We start from the raw sequence: 2,233 nt of genomic DNA, 5'->3' as shown, positions 1-2,233 counted from the left end.
CGAGCGCTTTTTTGCGTGTCATTGCGAGGCACGAAGCAATCTCAGGTAGCAGATTTGTAGAGGTTCTAAAGGTTTTAGAGGTTGTCGAGGTTTGGATTGAATGGGTATCGAAAGCACTATTTTTGTCAGTCATTGCGAGCGAACACAGTGAGCGAAGCAATCTTATGAGATCACTTCGGCGTGCGATAGCACGCCTCGTGATGACGGTGTAGCTGGGATCGTGCGGGTGTACAAGTAGCCTCGCTATGACACCTTCGCGGATAAAATGTGTTCCCATTAATATTTCATCCTGAGCCTTTCTTTTTTGGGTTTCCCTTTTTGTCATCCTGAGCTGAACGTTAGTGAGGCGAAGGATCCATAGATCGACCTGTAGATGCTTTGGTCGCTAACGTTCTTCAGCATGATAAAATAAGGTGCTCCCTCAGCATCAAATGCCCGACATTATTGGATTCCCGAAAGCATAGACGACTAAAGAGTGCTCCTAGTGATATACGCGAGAAGCAGCCAACACGGCTCCACCCCATCCCAACAACAACCTCTAGAACTTCTAGAACCTAACGATCACAGCCTACAGATCTCTGATCACGGCTCACAGATCACAGATATTGCCTTTTGCCCATGGCTTTTTGCATCATGAGCCGCAGGCGAAAAATCCATTTAGAGTTGCCGCGCGTAACACGCGGCAACTTGATTGGTTAGTTTTTCATTTTGGGGCAATTTTCAGGACAGTTCTTTTTGGCCTCTGGGCAGGTATCCTTTTCCGGACAGTTTTTGTGAGCATTTTTCATCATTTCTTCGTAGTTTTTGCGCATCTCTTCAGGCATAGGCATACCTTTATGGTATTTTTCCCATTCCTCAGGAGACATGGTTCTTTTCTGATAGTGATATTGTTTCTGATAAGGGCACTCGCCTTGTGTACTATCTGAACCCATGCCTTTCATGGCAAAAGAGGCACTTGCCAAAAACAATCCCAGCATTGCAACCAGAAGAATTTTTTTCATGCTATCCTCCAAAGTTAGTTTATTTTTAAATTTAAAATAATTCTAAAATTTTGGCAAGAAAAAATCTTTTATCAAATCTCTTACATGTCATTCTTTATCTCTCTGTGTCATTCTCAGCGAATCGAATAATCCCCTAATTGACCTGAGGATGCTCTGGTGGGTTAGAACTATTATTAGAAGCACAAAACAGCTGACATTTTAAAACAATGTCATTGCGAGTGAAGCGAAGCAATCTAGATCCCCCCACTGTGTTCGGGACAGGGATCTGCGGGTTATAGTCGCCTTGTTATGACTCCTCATCGAATTAAAATATTCTCCCATTAATATAAACCAGCTAATAACGAATTTTTTATTTAATCTGCGGTATCAACAAACAAAAACAACTATACAAATCTAGAGGTTTTTCTCTGTCTTATACGTTTCACACTCTGGCAAAAAAGCGGAAACCCTTTTTAAAAGGCTCTCGCACCTTACCATTTCTTTATTTTGATTCTATTGCCTTCTATGTCTCTGCAATACTCAATTGACTTCCAGACCTTACTTGCGTCAAATCCACCATCTTCGGCTCTGATGTCAATATCATTATTTATAACTGTATGACCATGTTGGCCGCCCTTTTCCAAATCATCTGAAGTAAAGCCATCTAAAATGTTTGTTTTACCCTTGTCCTCATAGACTCTGAAAACTCGACCGAACTTGCTAAAAATGTCTCCCATAAGGCCCTCCTTTTCGGACATCTTTATTATTAAGGATGGCGTCAAAGGCGGAAAACATCAAGAGTTGAATTTCATTTCTCTCCCAGACCTTAACCTCCTTATTAGGTATGTACTATTTTTGATTCACAAGAAATATGTTTCCATTCCTTTTAGTTAGGCTGCAAACCGCCTGGTTTTGAAAAGAGATGAAGGCAAACTCATCCGTTTCCATTCCTTTTAGTTAGGCTGCAAACAATCATTGAAGGTGTGGTAAATACTACCCAAAGAAGCAGTTTCCATTCCTTTTAGTTAGGCTGCAAACGACCCCACCTCCGAGGCCGAGGACTGGAAGGCCTACGTTTCCATTCCTTTTAGTTAGACTGCAAACGCTGTGTCCTTTACCCTTACCGTGACCCGATTGGCTTAGTTTCCATTCCTTTTAGTTAGGCTGCAAACACGCCTGGGATACGTTTATATGTTAAGGTAAACGGTTCCGTTTCCATTCCTTTTAGTTAGGCTGCAAACAATAATTCACTA

General features: G+C 41.7%; 2 protein-coding genes and 1 CRISPR repeat array. Both genes read right to left on the bottom strand.

Translation table 11 applies throughout. The features are described from left to right. Positions 1–695 precede the first annotated feature (695 nt). A complete protein-coding gene (locus H528_RS0111840) occupies positions 696–1,001 on the bottom strand; it encodes a hypothetical protein (RefSeq protein WP_022854509.1) in 306 nt (101 codons plus the stop codon). 470 nt (positions 1,002–1,471) lie between these two features. Further along, positions 1,472–1,717 (bottom strand): hypothetical protein, encoded by a 246-nt coding sequence (locus tag H528_RS0111830; protein ID WP_022854508.1) that lies wholly within the window; start codon positions 1,715–1,717, stop codon positions 1,472–1,474. 136 nt (positions 1,718–1,853) lie between these two features. Next, positions 1,854–2,221: direct repeats of the CRISPR family, unit length 30 nt; unit sequence GTTTCCATTCCTTTTAGTTAGGCTGCAAAC. Positions 2,222–2,233: the final 12 nt, after the last annotated feature.

The sequence above is a fragment of the Thermodesulfatator atlanticus DSM 21156 genome, assembly GCF_000421585.1.
GTDB classification, from domain to species: domain Bacteria; phylum Desulfobacterota; class Thermodesulfobacteria; order Thermodesulfobacteriales; family Thermodesulfatatoraceae; genus Thermodesulfatator; species Thermodesulfatator atlanticus.
This window is presented reverse-complemented; position numbering and strand designations above follow the sequence as displayed.

Excerpts from the sequence above, each read along its gene's own strand:
- H528_RS0111830 (WP_022854508.1), bottom strand. The coding sequence starts at position 1,717 with ATGGGAGACATTTTTAGCAAGTTCGGTCGAGTTTTCAGAGTCTATGAG.
- H528_RS0111840 (WP_022854509.1), bottom strand. The coding sequence starts at position 1,001 with ATGAAAAAAATTCTTCTGGTTGCAATGCTGGGATTGTTTTTGGCAAGT.